The organism is Mycolicibacterium mageritense, from assembly GCF_010727475.1.
Classification (GTDB): domain Bacteria; phylum Actinomycetota; class Actinomycetes; order Mycobacteriales; family Mycobacteriaceae; genus Mycobacterium; species Mycobacterium mageritense.
The window spans coordinates 5,624,789-5,640,356 of sequence record NZ_AP022567.1; the positions used below are offsets into that span (position 1 = coordinate 5,624,789).

The window sequence follows — 15,568 nt, forward strand, 5'->3', positions numbered from 1 at the left end:
CATCACGCTGCTCCGCTCAATGCGTTCCGGACCACCGTGACATCGGCCTCGTAGCGGCGGATGCGTTGTTCGCGTTCGGGTTCGGCCGGGTCGACACCCCAGCGATGCCGCACGGCCTGCACGTACCAGCGCCCGTCGAGCAGGTGCCCGGCCCCCGAGACCGTGACGGGCCGCCGCGATCGGACGATGGCGGGATAGCGGTCGCTCTGCACCGTGCCGGTCCCGGTGACGAACCAGTCTGCGACCCGCAGGCTCGCGCGGGCGAGGTTGCCGAGGTCGACCCTCGAGCAGGGCACGTTGCCCGACGCGATGTCGAGAGTGGCAGGCAGGCTTCCGGCACTGGTGCGACCGGTTGCCACGGTGGTGGCAGTCGCCGCACCCGCCTTGACCGGTTGGATCGTGCTCAGCCGCTCCGCGACCACGTCGGCCCGCGAATGCGTGCCCATCCGCATGAGGTCGGTGCCCTGTAGGTCGACGTACTGGAGCGCCCGGCTGCGCTCGTCGATGTGCCAGCTGCGTACCCGGGTGGGTTGGTGACTGTCGAAGCGGGCCCGGAACGTCTGCAGCGTCGGCGTGAGCCGGGGGAACAGCGCGAGTTCGGGCTGCGGTTCGATGCCCACCCGTGGCGAGTGGAAATGGCCGACGACGTCGTGGCCGGGGTGGGTACCTGCGTGCACGTCGCCTGCCGGTTCGATATACCACTCGAATCCGTTGCGCCGGGCGAGCATTCGAAGGAACTCGGCGTCGGTGCCGCGTTGCACGAGGCCGGGCAGGTCGGCATCGTGGCTGACACCGCTGTCCTCGATGGTGTCGCCGGGTGTGCAGGCGAAGCCGTACTTGCCGAAGATCTCGGCAGCGATCTGGGCGTCGGTCTGTCCGTCCCAGGTCCGGGTGACGGTCTCGAGGTGCATCAGACACGACGCGTCCAGACACGTCAGCACGAGGTACGAGTCGGGCACCCGGCCGCGGCCGATCACGGGCTCGACAGCCGTCACGTAGCCGTCGAAAACTGTTGCCGTGATCGCGGTCTCGTCGGCACCCGCCTCGAAGCCGAACGCTACCGTGACGCGGCTGAGCAGCCGGAAAGCCGGAACGCCGCGCTCGGCCGCGAACGGCCCGTACTCGAGGGCGTCCCAGTCGCCGGGTTTCGAGCTGCCACCGACCGGGGTGAGATCCAACATGATCCGAGCCGAGGACGCCTCGTCGGAACGTTCCTCGACGTCGAGGGCCAGCACCGAGCCGGCCCGCAGCGCCACGGCCACCCCGTCGAGCCACACCTGCAGGTGCGGCGGACGCGCGGTCACGACGACGCCCCTGGGATGTCTATCGAGCGGCCGGGCTCAACCAGCTGGTCCGGCGGAACCGCCGGATTGGCATCGGCGATCCGCCAATACTGGTGCGGGTCACCGAGATAGCTTGCCGCGAGATTGTCGAGCCGGTCGGTGACGGAGGCTGTGTGCTGGCGCACCGCCGGTGGCCGGTTTCTCATCCTGGGCACCAGGAGTTCGACCTCCTGGCTCACCCGGTAGGTCTCGGCGTTGGCGTGGCGCGACGACGGATCGGTGGTCATTGCGGATTCAGCGCCTTCCAGATCGCGTCGACGACGGAGGCCGACGAGGCCTGCTGCGCGGCGGCACTACGACGTTCGGTGAGTCGCGAGAAGGCGGTGCCGATCATCGCGCTGTAGCGACTCTCGATCGGTTCGAGGACGGTGAACTTGAGTTCCACCTCCGCCCGCAGCGGTACCAGGCTCGGCAGGAACTTCTGCTCGGTGATCGTCAGGTTCGTCAGGACCACCGGGAAGATCCGCGCCGATCCCAGGATCAGCAGTAGTTCGTCCGGCCGGATCGGTTGAATGACCTCTTTGGCCTTGTCCTGCTTCTTGGGGTCGTCGGCCACGTTGCCCTCGCGCCCCTGCGAGACGAGCTCGAGGAAGGCCAGCTGCGGCAACACACCTTGTTCGGTGCCGTGCGGCCGCCCGGCGAGGACGGCTTCGGTGGCGTCGAAGACGATCTTGAAACCGATCGTCTCCGACTCGGCGAGCAGCGCCGACGAGCCCATCGTGGCCGTACCCCGGACCTCGGGATTCGGCGGAATCTTCGCCTCCTGCCGTTTGACCCGCGGATCCCACTGGCCGGCTCTCGTTCGGGTGACCGTTTCTGGGTTGAACTGGAACTGCAGAGCCAGCTGGCCCGAGGTCGAGCTCCCGACGATCGTTGCCGCGTCGTCGGTGACCGATACCGTGGCCGCCAATGACTTTGCGTCGCGGTCGATCCGCAGCAGGGCGCCGCGCTCGAGGGTCGATTCGAGTGCATCCAGCCGGGGTTCGAGGTTGAGTCCCATCAGGACACCGCCGGCGGATCGATCGCGGTGTCTGTGACCTCACGGCGCAGGGCTTTGTTGTTGCAGTCGATCAGAGTGACCATGACATCGCCGAGGAACTCTGCGAGTTTGCCTGGGTCGCTGGGCTGTTGGCGCAGCATCCACCGCAGTTCGTACTCGAGCTGGCGCCTGCTCAGGCCCGTACCCGGCTTCTCGTGCATCACGCACCTGCTCTCGTCAACGGCCGGCCTTCGAGTTGGTCGCACAACAGCTCCAGGTACGCGAACCGACGGGGTCGCGGCAACGCGAGGATGTCGGATTCGGGCCAGCCGTAATGGAAAGCCAGGCAGTGCACCTCTGCGAGCAGGCGGTGTTCGCCGGTGGCCAGGGTACGGGTCAGCAGGTCGACGGCGTCGAGCTCGAGCTCTATCCAGCACCCGCACCGAGGACACGCACAGACGAAGGCGAGGTCGGCGCACGAATCCAGGCCGGAGAGTGCCATGGCGATCTGCTGGTGACTGGTCGGGGCGAGCCTGTGCCAGCCTGCGGCGCCTATCGGCTGCCCCGCTCTGCTGACCAGCCGCCCCCAGAGCTCGTCGTCCGCGCCGGCGGCAGCCCGGTCGTCGGCGCCGGTCGGCGGCCGGACCTCGACATCGCCGTCGGCGGTCGAGACCGCGATGCTCAGTGCCTGGGCTGTGCGGGTTTCGCCGAGCAGTTCGTGTGTGCGCAACGTGAGGTCGGCCAGTGCGCCGCAGCCCGCGGCGGGGCACTCGACGATGAGGAGGATGGCGTCACCGTGCAGCAGTGTGCGGATGGCCAGCGCAAGGCGGGCCCGGTCGCCGCGGGTCAGTGCCGCCGTCAACGACGGTGTCACATCGTGGAATTCACCGATCCGTGCGACGCAGCCGGCCAGCAGTTCATCGGCGTCGTCCGGACCAGGTGCGTCGGCGCGCCGCCCGGCCAGGCCGAGTTCGACATGCCCGGTCGGCGGGCGCAGCCGCACCCGCCGATGCCGCGCGCCCGTCGAGTCGACGAGCCCGCGTGCGAGCGCGACATCGTGGTACATCGTTGCCTCAGACCGGAATCCGTTCGAAGCCCTGGTGGGTGAGTTCCAAGGTTTCGATGATCGTGTCGTTACCGTCGCCGACGAGGTCGGACATCGCCGTGTACTTCGAGGGCCAGGCCCGGTGCAGAACGTATTTGCGCACCACCGTGATGTTGTCGATGTCGAGCACGCGGATCTCGACCTCGCGGCGGAAGTTGGGCTCGGCCGCCCGTGGTTCGGCCTGGGCGTCCTGGTCCATCAACTGCCGGGCCCAGGCCTCGAACGTCTCGTCGTTGGTGAGCCCGGATTCGAACACCACGGGCTTGTACTCGACCCGGCCGGGCAGCATCTCCTCGACCGTGGTGCGGTTGTTGCCTGCCCGGAACTTGACCGTGTTGACACTCACTTCGAGCATCGACATCTTGCGGCAGGCGGCAACCTCGTCGCCGTCGATGACGATGCGGAAGTTGAAGTTGCGGAATGGGTCGTTGCGTTCGGCTTCCTGAAATCTCGTGGCCACGGTGGCGCTCCTTCGTCGGGTGATGGTGGGTTAATCCGGGGTGTCGAACAGGTCAGGAGGCGGATCCCGCCGCCAGCCGTGGTGGGTGAGTTCGACGGAGAGCAGGGCGACTTCGTCGGCCATCGCATCCAGCCGCGGGATGGCCTGGTATTTGCTGACCCACGCGTTGAAGATCACGTAGCGCAGCCGGGGCACCAGGTCTCCGGCGTTGGTGAACACTCCGAGGAGCACGTTGCGTTTGACCGGCTGTGCCGGGTCCACCGTTCCGGTGCGCAGGAACCGCACCCCCGCTTCGGCCCAGTCCTGCAGGCTGGTGTCTGTCGAGATGCCTTGTTCGAGCAGGATCGGCTCCCACACCGCGCGGTGCGGATTGGCGTACCGGTGCAACGAGTTTCCGCCTTCCCAGGTCTCGCTGGCCGCCACGGTCAGGGTGAGCCCGGAGACCCGGCGCACACCCGCCACGAAGCCCATCGGGGCCGCACCGATGTCCGCCGCCCCGACGCGTCCGGCGTTGGTGCCGGGCAGTGTGGTCCGGGTGGCCTCCAGTTGCTCGGGCGTGGGATCTCCTGGGGGATCCAGCAATTGGATGCGGAACTGATAGGTCAGCAGCGGGTTGTACGGAGTCGCCGTGACCACGGGATCAGCCATGTCAGACCGCCAGCAAGCTCTTCTGACTGATCTCGATCACCACGAATTCAGCCGGTTTGAGCGGAGCCCACGCCACCTGGGCGGTCACGATGCCCTGGTCGACGAGTTCCTGCGGGTTGGTCTCGCGGTCGCACTTGACCACGAACGCTTCGTCGGGGGTGGCGCCCTGGAATGCGCGCTGCCGGAACAGCCCGAGCATGAAGGCGTTGATGTTGATGCGGATCCGGTCCCAGAGTTCCTGGTCGTTGGGTTCGAACACGGCCCAGTACAGCCCGCGTTTGATCGAGGCCTTGAGGAACAGTCCCATGCGCCGGACGTTGATGTAGCGCCACTCCGGGTCGGCCGCGAGCGTGCGGGCACCCCAGTTGACGATCCCGATGCCGGGGAACTGGCGGATGCAGTTGACCCCGATCGGGTTCAGCAGATCCTGGTCGGCATCGATGAGCCGGTGCTGGACGTCCACCGCGCCGTTGACGATCGAGTCGATACCGGCCGGCGCCTTCCACACCCCGCGGGTGACATCGGTGCGCGCGAAGATGCCCGCCATGTGCCCGGAGGGCGGAACCATCCGGCGCGGGTTGCGGCCGATGCCGACGGGGTCGGTGACCTCGACCCAGGGATAGAACAGCGCTGCGTTCTCCGACACGGTGGGCAGCCCCTCGACCGCTTGGCGCACCTCGTCGGCCGTCACCTGGAAATCCGGATCGATGCTGCCGACGCCGTCGGCGATGAAGAACACGTCGTTGCGTTCACAGAACGTCATCGCCGGTGCCAGGTAGTCCGCGGTCGTCCGCCCCGGCAGGCACAGGATGTTGACGTTCACGGAGTCGAGCGCGTGCAGCCCGGTGCGCCCGTCGGCGGTGACGGTGCCGGCGAACCGGTCGGGCAGCACGGCGCCAGAGCCGTCGTCGCCGCCGAGCAACCGCACCGGTGAATCCTCGGTGAGCGCCGGACGCAGGTCCGGGTTGGCGGCGCTGTTGCGCTCCAGGCCCGTGGCCCGCACGACGGGGAAGAGCCGCGACAGCACGCGGGGGACACCCGGGCGCAGCTGCTCGGCCACTCTCACTTGGACGTTCGCGAGCGAACCCACCGCGGCGCCCCCGGTACCGCCGGAGGTCACCGGAGCCTGCCACGGGGCTGCACCGCCGGTAGCGGCCAGGGCCAGGGTCACTCCTTCAGGGGCACCGTCAGCGGTGACGACCAGGAATCGGCCGGCTCCGTCGGCGACCACACCATGTGGGTTGGTTGCGGGGAGCTCCGCGTTGATCCGGTCGGCGAGGGCCTGGGGGCTCAGCGTCGTGTCGGCGGTGGTGTCGACGACGATGTCGGTCGCGCCTGCGGAGTCCGTGACCGTCAGCGTGACGCCGGTCAGCGGGTCGACGTCGAATTGATCACTGCCGTCGGGTGTCTCGGCGGCGAGGACAGTGCCGAGCGCCACGGCCGGGGTGACGCGCACCCGCGCGTTCGCGACGTCGACGGTGAACGTGTCGCCGAGCGCAGTGGCGAGGAGATCCTGCAACTGGTCGGGCGTGAGGAGCCCGACAGCGCCGGTCACGGTCCCGCCGGCGGCTTCGATCGCCTCGCTGCTGAACTCGACCGCAACACTGGACTGGTTGGGCGTCGTGCTCGACAGGTCGTCCCACGCGAAGGTGAGTCGGGCCTGTTCGGGAACGGAGTAGTTCCCGTCGGCACCGGGGCGGGCCTCGAGCACCGGCGCGCGACCGGGAATGGGCGGTGTGCTCCGTTCCTCTGCGTCGACGAACTCGATCTGGAAAAGGTCGTCGGCACGCACGTACTGCGACGTCTCGTTGACCACCCGCACCGCGTAGTCCTCGGATTCGGGGTCCATCCGGACCCCGTCGTAGGTCTCGATCGTGCGGGACCGGCCGGCCTCCACCCATTCCAGCCGCAGCCGGAAGGTCTCCCCGGCAAAGGAAGTCGAGTTCTCGATGTGGATCCGCACATGGTCGGCCCAGGCACCCTGCCCTTTGGCGGTGAACCGCAGCACGTTGTGCCGGACGCCCCAGGCGTCGTCGGCCCTGGCCTGAAGTGCCGGTGACACAGCCGGATCGGCGGCGTTGCCGGGCAGGACGCGCACCACGTAGGCGCGCCGCCCGCCGGCCGCGAAGAACGCGTCCACGGCCTGGGCCAGGAAGCCTGCTTCACCGCGGCTGTGGCCGCCGAACTTGCGGGTGAAGTCCCCGAATCCGTTGACGAACACCGCGCGGTCGGGAATGCCACGCTGTGCCTGCCCGACGAATGCCGCTGTCGACGTGCCGACGCCCTGGATGGGGCGGACACCTCCGGGGATCTCTTCGACGTAGACGCCGGGTGTCAAGCGTTCAGCCATGGGATGCCTCCGTGGGTTGCAGTGCCGGTTCGGTTTCGGGTGTGGTCTTGGCCGACCTGGGCGGGTTGGTGGTGAAAACTGCCGTGGTGCCCGGTGTTTCACCGGCTGGGCGGCCGGAGAACACCGGTTCGCCCGGTGCGCCGAGTTCGGCGGCGAGCCGCGCGAAATCTCGGACCTGCAGGTCGACGCTCTCGACGAGCGGGGAGCTGATGCCGGCCTCGAGCTCGTCGAGGACCGTGGATACGCGGTACTCCGCGCTCATGCGGTACAGCTGGTTCATCAGGTCGTCGCTGCGGCGCAGCGCACGTTGGGAGAAGAACTCGCTGCGCCGGTAGGCGATGCTGTCGGTGCGCGGGAAGGCGGCCTGCACGGGACGGTCCAGCAGAACCCGATCGCCCTGCACGCCGAGCACTGTGGCGGCGACACCGTCGCCGACCGCGGTGACGCCGTCGGTCGAGCGCGCGAGCACGAACGGATCACCGGGCGACCATGCGGCCGCTGGTGCGGCGGCCGGCCGAAGCCTCGGATCGGGCGGTCCGACCGGTGCCCCGTGCAGATGTACGTGCTGGACGGCCAAGTTCGATTGGTTCTGCGGTGCGCCTGGGGGAGGTCCCAGGACCAGGCGCATGCCAGGCCCACCGACCGGACGGCCGGCGGGGGATACGCCGCCGTCGCCCACCTGTTCGCCGTCGACCGAGATCCGCAGCGCACCGCGACGGGAATCGAGCGCGACGTGGATCTGCATGCCCGCGGCGAGTGCGGCCGTGCTGACCGTGGCGGAGACGGGAGTGAAATCTCCCGCGCCCGCGCGCATCGCCGAGGCACGAAGCTCCGCACCGGCAGCGACGAAACCGACATCGAGCCGCAAGGCGGTCCGGCCTTGACCGATCGCACCGCCGGCTCCTGGACCGAGCACCGTCAGCACCCGCACGGTCGCGCCGACGGCGCCGGCAGACACGCTCAACCCGATTGTCGCGGAGTATCCGTTGGCGCTCGGGGTGTCAGGCGCCCAGGCCACCGGAATCGGCGGCAGTTCAAAGAAATCCAGCTCGGCGCGTTGCGCGGCGGTGAGGGCCAGCGCACCGTCGGTCACCTGGGCGCCCGCGCCGACGAGCCGCGCGGCGCGGCCGGTCTTCCGGTCGGTGACGGCATCGTCGATCACGTCGAGCAGGGCGATGGTCGTGCAGGCCGCAGGTTCGGCGGGGGACAGCAGGCGGACGGACGTGTCGGTCGGTGACACGTCCTCGGCGAGGATCGCCGGGCGGACCAGGAGTTGGCCGCGTGTTGCGGTCGAGCGGGTCCACGCGTCGAGCACCGATGCCAGTTCCGACTGGCTGCCGCTCCACAGATCGACCCGGACGTCGACGGCGACCGCGGTCGGGGTCGGCCTGCGGTGCCGGATGAGCCGGCCCGGGGCGCGCACGGTGGTGGTCGCGGCGAACCCCAGTGCGGCGGCGACCGTCCCCGCCGGTTCGGCGAGTTCGACCGATGACGGCTGCCGCTGCATCAGATCGGGCCCGACGACGACGCCCCGCCGGCCGGATGCCACCACGAAGCGGCGCCGCGCGACATCCCAGCGGGCGGTGACGAGCGCCAACTCGGCCAGCCGTTCCTGGTCGGTCACGGCTGCCCCGTTCTGGGTGAACGTCCCTGAACGCAAAGCCGTTTCGAGTACCGAGGCGGCCTGCAGGCCGACCCCCTCTGCGGCGGCAGACTCCCCGGACAGGGCACCGAAGTTCACGGCGGCGGTGACGATCGTGTCGCCGTCGAGCCGCAACACGAGCTGACCGGGCGCGGGAATCGGGTCGGCCGCGGTGCGCTCGGCGCCCGCGAGATAGCCGGGTGCCTGCACGGGCAGGTAGACCGAGCGGGGTGGGTCGCGGTCGGGCTCGAGTTCGATGTTGAGCGGGCCGACCACCGACGCGTACGGCAGGGCGGGCGGCCGGTATGCGGCGTCGGCCATTCCGTGGCCTGCGCGTAGCGGCGGGCCTTCTACGCGGATGCCTGCCCTGGCACGCCACAGCAGGCCCTCCACCAGCTCGCGAGACCCCATCCCTGCGCCCCCTGTTGTGCTGCGAGGTGCGCGTGCACCCTGCACTCGAAATGGTGTCCGGGGGTCGATCAGATTGCCATCGAACAATGGCAACTGTGCGCGATCGGGCATCACATCGGCACTTAGGGGCATGAAATCCCAGGTCAGCAGCTCTGGGCAAAGATTATTCACTCGTGTAGCATTTTCCTTCATGACTGCAGGAACAGTCCGCGAGCGAGCTGCCCATCTCGGGCCCGAACGCAGGCGGCCCCAGGTGCTGGACGCTGCATTGGCGGTCGTGATGGCCGACGGCGTCGCCGCGGTCACCATCGGCGCGGTCGCCAAGCAGCTCAAAGTGACCCGCCCGGTGGTGTACTCGTGCTTTGCCGACCGCGTCGAACTCATCCGGGCGTTGCTCGAACGCGAACTGGGTCTGCTGCTTCGCGACGCCATCGACGCGTTGCCGTACGGCAAACCGGACGCCGACGAGGCGGTGTTCGTCGAAGGCTTTCAGGCCCTGCTGCGCACCGTCGCGCGCAGGCCGTACTCGTGGCGGTTGGTCATGAGTGCCGACCCCGATCCCGCTGTGGCCGAACACTTCCGCAACGGACGCGCGGTGCTGGTCGACAAGGTCTCACGGCGGCTCGCGCCCACGCTCGACCGATGGGGCACCGCCGACGCCGACAAGAAGCTGCCCGTGCTGGTCGAGCAGTTCATGGCCGCGTGTGAAGCCGCCGTGCGGACTCTGCTGCGTGACGACGGAAAAGACTGGACCCCAGACACATTGGGTGCGTTCGTCGGATCAGCCACCTATCGGGCGTTTCGAACCGCTTGACCCCACGAGGAGGAGTACATGTCCGATCTCCAGCCGATGGCTGACTACGGGTTCTTCGGGCCCGGTTCGGTGACCTGGAAGGTGTGGGGCCACGCGACCACCCCGATCATCGGCTTGCAACGCGCCGTGGTGGTCGAGGAACTCGACCCGCCGCTGATCGCGGCGGTCGACACCACCGGTGCGAACTACGACCGGCCGCGCACCCGCTACGACCGGACCGTGCGCTACTTCGCGATGGTCGCCTTCGCCGACACCGAATCGGTGCTCAAGGCGGCCGACGTGCTGGTGAAGGTTCACTCCAAAGCCATTGGCACCGAACCCCTGAGCGGCAACAGATACGACGCGAACGATCCCAGGTCGCAGCTGTGGATCCTGCTCACCGGCTGGCACTCGGTGCTCAAGGCCTACGAGCTGTACGGCGGCGGCAAGCTCAGCCCGCAGGAGGAAGCCCGCTACTGGCAGGACTGCGCACGGGCTGCCGAGTTCCAGACCTGCGACCCCGCCGACGTCCCGCGCACCCGCGAAGGCATCAACGACTACTTCGAACAGATGCGGCCCCACCTGGCCGTCAGCGAAGCGGCGCGGGCCATGATGGATCACCTGCTCAACGCCAAAGTGGTGTTGCCGCCCGTGCCGCGCCTCGCGCAACCGGCCGTCGAGATCCTCAACTGGTTCCTGCGTGCCGGAACCATCGCCACCATGCCCCGGTGGATGCGCCGGCTCAGCGGATTCGATCAGCCCCGCGTGGTCGACCTGGCCGTGCGGCCTGTGCTCAAGCTCGGCTTCGGCGTGGTCGACCGCGTGCCGCGGCTGAAACTGCTGGTGGCCAAGATCATTGCACCCTCGGTGGTGCCGGTCGCCGGTCCCTACATCATGGGCATCCCGCCGCGCTCGGCAGAAGTGCTCAGTCCCGAAGAAGGGCGCAAACGGTACGGCTTCGTCAAACCCGCCGATGCGCACCGGGAGTTGCGTGCCCGCCAGCACGAGCGTGTGTTCGGGCAGGGGCAGCTGCCGAGCGACGAGGGCCTCATCGAATCTCAGTCCTACCTGGGGAGTTTGGCGTGACCGCACGATCCGATGTCCTGTTCGACCCGAACCGGACCGAGTTCGACCAGTTCGATCCCCGGACGCGGGAGATCTTCCGGGCCACCATCGACTTCTTCGAGTCGCACGGCAAGCGGTGGCTCAAGCAGCAGGACCGGGACCGGGTCTGGTACAGCGACTTTCTCGACCTGGTCAAGCGGGAGGGTATCTTCGCCACGTTCCTGACGCCCGCGTCCGAGGCGGGCGGCGATCCCGACAAGCGCTGGGACACCGCACGCAATGCCATGTACAGCCAGATCCTCGGGTTCTACGGCATGCAGTACTGGTACGTCTGGCAGGTCACCATCCTCGGTCTCGGACCGATCTGGCAGTCGGCGAACGAGGCGGCCCGCAAAAAGGCTGCCGCCCTGCTTGATTCGGGGGAGATCTTCGCGTTCGGATTGTCCGAGCAGGCGCACGGCGCCGACGTCTACTCGACTGACATGGTGCTGGAACCCGGCCCCGACGGTTCGTACACCGCGACCGGTGGCAAGTACTACATCGGCAACGGGAACCTCGCCGGCATGGTCTCGGTGTTCGGCAGGCGCTCCGACAAGCCGATCATCGACAGTTCGGACCTCGACCGGCGCCGTCCCGAGCAGGACTTCGAGGGGTACCTGTTCTTCGCGGCCGACAGCCGGCATCCGAACTACCACCTGCGCCGCAACGTCGTCGACGGCCAGATGTACGTCGCCGCGTTCGATCTGGAGAGCTACCCGGTCAGCGCCGACGACATCCTGCACGAGGGCAAGGCCGCGTTCAACGCCGCGATCAACACCGTCAACATCGGCAAGTTCAACCTCGGCTTCGGCGCGATCGGCGCGTGCGAACACGCGATGTACGAGGCCGTCACGCACGCGGAGAACCGGGTGTTGTTCGGGCAGCGGGTCACCGAATTCCCGCAGATCCGCCGGATGCTCGCCGACGGCTATGCGCGCCTGGTCGGCATGAAGCTCTACAGCGAGCGGGCCGTCGACTACATGCGCAGCGCGAGCCCCAACGACCGGCGCTACCTGCTGTTCAACGCGATCGAGAAGATGAACGTCACGCGCGAGGGCGAGAAGATCGTCACGCTCCTGGCCGACACCATCGCCGCGCGCGCATTCGAATCCGACATGTACTTCACCATGGCACTTCTCGGTGTCACGGGGCTGCCGCGCCTGGAGGGCACGGTGCACGTCAACATGGCACTGTCGCTGAAGTTCATGCAGAACTACATGTTCGGTGCCTCGGACGCCGCGTTGGCAGCCCTGGCCCAACTGCCCGTCGGCCGGGCTCCCGGTCCGGTGCTCAGCGCGCTCGCAGGCGGCCTGCGTGCTGCCGGGGGAGTGCTCGCGGATTCCCCGCTGGCGCAACGTATCCCACCGCTCAAGCCGCTGTTGGCCGAGGTGCCCGAGATACCCACGCGCCGAGACGCACGTAACGACGACTTCCTGTTCCACCAGGGCCCCAGCAGCGGCCTGGCCAAGATCAGGTTCGGGGACTGGCAGTCGGTGCTGCGCCGGTCCGCGTCGACGCCGAACGTCGCGATCTTCCTCGCCCAGGCCCAGGCATTGCAGACGCTGCTGGCGGTCGCGACGCCGACGGCCGAGCAGCAGCGCAACGTCGACTTCCTGTTCGCGATCGGTGAGATGTTCACGCTCGTCCCGTACGCGCAGCTGATCCTCGAGCAGGCCGGCATCGAGGATGCCGACACCGACATCCTCGACCAGCTGTTCGAGGTGCTCGTCACCGACATGTCCACGCACGCGACCGAACTGCACTGCCATCCCGACGCCACCGCCGCGCAGAAGCAGCGCGCGCTCGACATCATCCGCCAACCGGTGGCCGATGCCGGGCGCAGGGACCGCGTCGTCGGCAAGGTGCGCGACCTGGCCGGCCGGTACGAGATGAAGCCGTGACGATGGTGTCCCGGCGCGTCGAGTGGACACCCACGAGGCATCTGCGACGGTAGGGGTGTGGACGCAGTACTCGACGAGTTCGATCAGTACCTCGAACTCGAACGCGGGTACTCGGCGCACACCCGCCGCGCCTACCGTGGTGACCTCACGGCGCTGTTCGAGTTCGTCGCCCGTCGCGTCGGGACGGCCGAGCCCACCAAACTGACCCTCCCGCTGCTGCGCTCGTGGCTCGCCGAACAGGCCGCTGCAGGCGCGGCCCGCACCACATTGGCGCGCCGCACGTCGTCGGTGAAGACCTTCACCGCGTGGGCGGCCCGGCGCGGTGTGCTGGCTGGCGATCCGGCGAGCCGGCTGCAGGTGCCCAAGGCGCATCGCACGCTGCCGGCCGTGCTGCGGCAGGACCAGGCCCTCGAAGCCCTCGACGCCGCGAACAACGGTGCGCAGGAGGGCGATCCACTCGCCCTGCGCGATCGTCTGATCGTCGAGCTGTTGTACGCCACCGGGATCCGGGTCAGTGAGCTGTGCGGTCTTGACATCGACGACGTGGACCGGTCGCGGCGGGTGCTGCGTGTGCTCGGCAAGGGCAACAAGCAACGCACCGTGCCGTTCGGTGAGCCGGCCCAGGTCGCGTTGACCTCATGGCTGGCCGACGGGCGGCCCGCACTGGTCACGCCGGCGTCCGGCCCTGCGCTGCTGCTGGGGGCCCGCGGCAAGCGTCTCGACCCGCGCCAGGCGCGCACCGTGGTGCACCAGACCGTGTCGGCCGTCAACGGGGCACCTGACATCGGCCCGCACGGCCTGCGCCACAGCGCGGCCACGCACCTGCTGGAAGGCGGGGCGGACCTGCGCGTCGTGCAGGAACTGCTCGGCCACACCACGCTCGCCACCACGCAGCTCTACACGCATGTCACCGTCGCGCGGTTGCGTGCGGTGCACGACCAAGCGCACCCGCGGGCCTGATACGTCGAGCGTCGGGGAGGGGCGACAACGCGTGAGCAGATCAACCGTCGAGTTGCCCTCCGGGACGGTTTCCTACCTGACCTGGACGGCTGACCGCGCGGCGCCGGCGGTCGTGTTGCTGCACGGCGGCGGGGTGGACAGCGCGTCGTTGTCGTGGGGCGAGATCGGCCCGCGACTCGCGCAAGCCGGTTACCGCGTCATCGCGCCGGACCATCCCGGCTACGGACGCAGCGCGCCCGCGCGGCTGCCGGTCACACAGGAGCGGCTGGTCGCCTATGTGGGGGAGCTGGTCGACGCCCTCGGCTTGGAGCGCTACACGATCGGTGGGCTGTCGCTCGGTGGCGGCATGACGATCGGCCATGTGCTGGCCCGGCCCGACCGGGTGAGCAGCGCGATTCTGCTGGGCAGCTACGGCGTCATGCCTCGGCTTTCGGACGGACCGTTCTCCGGTGTGCGCCAACTGGTCACCTGGGCCGCACTGCGCACCGGCCTGCTGGGCGCGACGACCAAGTGGGTGGGCGGCAACCGCCGCGCGATGGCCCGCAGCATGCACGCGTTGATCACAGACCCGAAGCAACTCACCGACGATCTGATCGACGAGGTGATGGCCGCCGCGGGCAAACCCGGTGGATTCGAGGCGTTCGGACAGTGGCAGCGCGACCAGGTCAAGTGGAACCGGCTGCGCACCGATTACACCGCGCGGCTGGGGTCGGTGGCGTGCCCCGTGCTCATCGTGCACGGCGATCGCGATCCGGGCGTCCCGGTGGCACGGGCCCGCGCGGCCGCGGCGCTGATACCTGACGCGGATCTGAAAGTGATTGCCGGAGCTGGGCATTGGGTGCAGCGGGACCGGCCGGGGGCGGTCCTGGACGCGATGACCGAGTTCCTGGCCGCTACCGCAACAGCTTGATCACCTCGGCCAGGTGGGCAAGCGCCGATTCGCGGCCCGGCCACGCGTCAAAGACGGTCCAGTAACTGATGCCGAACTTGCGCTGCCGGCCCGCGAGCTCCTCGGCCATCCGCTCGTAGCTGCCGAGCAGCACGAACGGGGATTCCAGCAGGAGGTCGGCCGAGGCGCCGAGGGGTCCGGCTAGCTCGGCGGCGGCCGCGGACGGATCCTCTGTGTGCACCACGAACTGCAGCAGCGCGTTGAGCTCGATGGCGTCGAAGCGGTCGCCCGCGGCGTTGCGGACCACGCTGATGCGGTCCAACAGGCCGGTGGCGTCGAAATGGGTCAGCTTGACCTCGGTGGCGTCGTGGTTGTGGCTGAACCCTGCCAGCCCCGCGATGTCGGCGACCCGCCCCGCCAATTGCAAAACCCGCGTGCCGTTGCCGCCGATCAGCAGCGGAACGTCGACGCCCGGCGGCGCGACGAGTTCGCCCGCGGCGGCGCGCACACAGTAGTGGGCACCGTCGACGTCGACGGGCTCACCGGCCAGCAGTGGGCGGATCACGTCGACCGACTCGATCAGCCGGTCCACGCGCGTGGCGCCAGGATCGAATTTCAGTCCGGCCGCGTCATATTCGGACTTCATGTGGCCCGCGCCCAGACCCAGCTCGAACCGGCCACCGGAAAGCGCTGCCAGGCTTGAGGTCTCCCGCGCGGTGTCGACCGGGTGGCGCAGATCGTTGTTGAGCACCAGGGTGCCCGTGTGCAGGCGCGACGTCGCCGCGCACGCGGCGGCGGCGCCGCTGAACGGGGCCAGCGAGGCGGCCAGATGGTCGGGAATGGTCAGCACGTCGAAGCCGGAATTCTCGACGGTGAGCGCGAATTCGGCGAACTCCGTGCCGCGCGGCAGCGCGGTGTGCAGTCCGAATCGCATCGGTCGGCTGCGATGAACTTCTGTGGTCATCTGTCCGAGGGTAGGTCGG

The 15,568-nt window shown here is 68.8% G+C and carries 15 protein-coding genes; 5 read left to right on the forward strand and 10 right to left on the reverse strand.

The genetic code is table 11. From position 1 onward, the window contains the following. Positions 1-2 precede the first annotated feature (2 nt). From G6N67_RS27060 to G6N67_RS27100, 9 genes are read right to left on the reverse strand one after another with little or no spacing between them, the layout of a single operon-like run. Complete coding sequence (locus tag G6N67_RS27060) at positions 3-1,304, reverse strand: phage late control D family protein (protein ID WP_163642310.1); 1,302 nt, start codon at positions 1,302-1,304, stop codon at positions 3-5. After that, positions 1,301-1,570, reverse strand: coding sequence for a LysM peptidoglycan-binding domain-containing protein (locus G6N67_RS27065; protein ID WP_036436717.1), 270 nt, complete (start codon positions 1,568-1,570; stop codon positions 1,301-1,303). The genes G6N67_RS27060 and G6N67_RS27065 overlap by 4 nt, the downstream gene beginning before the upstream one ends. Further along, positions 1,567-2,343 carry a CIS tube protein gene (locus G6N67_RS27070; protein WP_036436719.1) on the reverse strand — a complete coding sequence of 259 codons (777 nt, stop codon included), beginning with the start codon at positions 2,341-2,343 and terminating at the stop codon, positions 1,567-1,569. The genes G6N67_RS27065 and G6N67_RS27070 overlap by 4 nt, the downstream gene beginning before the upstream one ends. Next, entirely contained in the window at positions 2,343-2,543 is a 201-nt protein-coding gene (locus tag G6N67_RS27075; RefSeq protein ID WP_036436721.1) for a hypothetical protein, read from the reverse strand. The genes G6N67_RS27070 and G6N67_RS27075 overlap by 1 nt, the downstream gene beginning before the upstream one ends. Further along, a complete protein-coding gene (locus tag G6N67_RS27080; protein WP_163642311.1) occupies positions 2,543-3,388 on the reverse strand; it encodes a hypothetical protein in 846 nt (281 codons plus the stop codon). Before G6N67_RS27080 ends, G6N67_RS27075 begins: the two co-directional genes overlap by 1 nt. Positions 3,389-3,395: 7 nt before the next feature. Beyond that, positions 3,396-3,887 carry a phage tail protein gene (locus tag G6N67_RS27085; protein ID WP_036436726.1) on the reverse strand — a complete coding sequence of 164 codons (492 nt, stop codon included), beginning with the start codon at positions 3,885-3,887 and terminating at the stop codon, positions 3,396-3,398. Positions 3,888-3,917: 30 nt separating this feature from the next. After that, entirely contained in the window at positions 3,918-4,535 is a 618-nt protein-coding gene (locus tag G6N67_RS27090) for a phage tail protein (protein ID WP_163642313.1), read from the reverse strand. Position 4,536: 1 nt separating this feature from the next. Continuing rightward, complete coding sequence (locus G6N67_RS27095) at positions 4,537-6,885, reverse strand: phage tail sheath family protein (RefSeq protein ID WP_051578975.1); 2,349 nt, start codon at positions 6,883-6,885, stop codon at positions 4,537-4,539. After that, positions 6,878-8,938, reverse strand: coding sequence for an amino acid adenylation domain-containing protein (locus tag G6N67_RS27100; protein ID WP_131524771.1), 2,061 nt, complete (start codon positions 8,936-8,938; stop codon positions 6,878-6,880). Before G6N67_RS27100 ends, G6N67_RS27095 begins: the two co-directional genes overlap by 8 nt. 190 nt (positions 8,939-9,128) lie before the next feature. On the opposite strand from G6N67_RS27100, the gene G6N67_RS27105 reads away from it, so the two are divergent. The 5 genes from G6N67_RS27105 to G6N67_RS27125 are packed head-to-tail and all read left to right on the forward strand — an operon-like array spanning position 9,129 to position 14,606. Then, positions 9,129-9,752 (forward strand): TetR/AcrR family transcriptional regulator, encoded by a 624-nt coding sequence (locus tag G6N67_RS27105; protein ID WP_051578976.1) that lies wholly within the window; start codon positions 9,129-9,131, stop codon positions 9,750-9,752. Between the two features lie 18 nt (positions 9,753-9,770). Beyond that, on the forward strand, positions 9,771-10,817 hold the full coding sequence (locus tag G6N67_RS27110; protein ID WP_036436734.1) for an oxygenase MpaB family protein: 1,047 nt from the start codon (positions 9,771-9,773) through the stop codon (positions 10,815-10,817). Beyond that, complete coding sequence (locus G6N67_RS27115; RefSeq protein WP_036436737.1) at positions 10,814-12,736, forward strand: acyl-CoA dehydrogenase family protein; 1,923 nt, start codon at positions 10,814-10,816, stop codon at positions 12,734-12,736. The genes G6N67_RS27110 and G6N67_RS27115 overlap by 4 nt, the downstream gene beginning before the upstream one ends. Positions 12,737-12,793: 57 nt before the next feature. Continuing rightward, positions 12,794-13,696 (forward strand): tyrosine recombinase XerC, encoded by a 903-nt coding sequence (locus G6N67_RS27120; RefSeq protein ID WP_036436741.1) that lies wholly within the window; start codon positions 12,794-12,796, stop codon positions 13,694-13,696. A 31-nt stretch (positions 13,697-13,727) separates the two neighbouring features. Continuing rightward, a complete protein-coding gene (locus tag G6N67_RS27125) occupies positions 13,728-14,606 on the forward strand; it encodes an alpha/beta fold hydrolase (protein WP_036436743.1) in 879 nt (292 codons plus the stop codon). Here G6N67_RS27125 and G6N67_RS27130 read toward each other — a convergent pair. Next, positions 14,590-15,549, reverse strand: coding sequence for an LLM class F420-dependent oxidoreductase (locus tag G6N67_RS27130; RefSeq protein WP_036436745.1), 960 nt, complete (start codon positions 15,547-15,549; stop codon positions 14,590-14,592). The two genes, G6N67_RS27125 and G6N67_RS27130, sit on opposite strands and share 17 nt — an antisense overlap. Between the last annotated feature and the right edge of the window lie 19 nt (positions 15,550-15,568).